General features: G+C 73.1%; 1 protein-coding gene. It reads right to left on the bottom strand.

All coding sequences use genetic code 11. The features are described from left to right. Positions 1 to 499: PP2C family protein-serine/threonine phosphatase (locus tag BFF77_RS32080; RefSeq protein WP_245704020.1), on the bottom strand; the 499-nt coding region annotated here is incomplete at both ends.

Raw genomic sequence — 499 nt, 5'->3', positions numbered from 1 at the left:
CGTCGGAGGCCGGCTCGGCGGCGAAGCGTTCCACTGCGCGCAGGACGCGGGAGGCGACCGCGCCCGCCGTCAGTCCCGTACAGCTCGTCAGAACGTCGGCCAGGCCGTCGTCACCCAGCATGCGGGTGCCCTCGCGTCGTTCGGTGACGCCGTCGGTGACGCACAGCAGGACGTCGCCCGGGTCCAGGGTGATCGTCTGCTCGTACAGCTCCAGGTCCTCCATCACACCGAGCAGGGGCTGCGGTTCGGCGGCCGGTTCGACCGTGCCGTCCTGGCGCAGGCGCAGCGGGAGCGGATGGCCGGCGCAGACCACCTTGAGGATCGCGCTGCCGTCCTCCTGCGGCCACAACTCGCCGTACAGGAGGGTGAGGAAGCGGCTGCGGGCGCCCTCGTCGAGGATCGCCGCGTTGAGCCGTTCGAGGACGGCAGGCCCGCCGAAGCCTTCGCGGGCCAGCAGCCTCAGCGCGTGCCGGGCCAGGCCGGTGACGGCCGCGGCTTC

Origin of the sequence: Streptomyces lushanensis, from assembly GCF_001700515.1 — a bacterium.
Classification (GTDB): domain Bacteria; phylum Actinomycetota; class Actinomycetes; order Streptomycetales; family Streptomycetaceae; genus Streptomyces; species Streptomyces lushanensis.
This window is presented reverse-complemented; position numbering and strand designations above follow the sequence as displayed.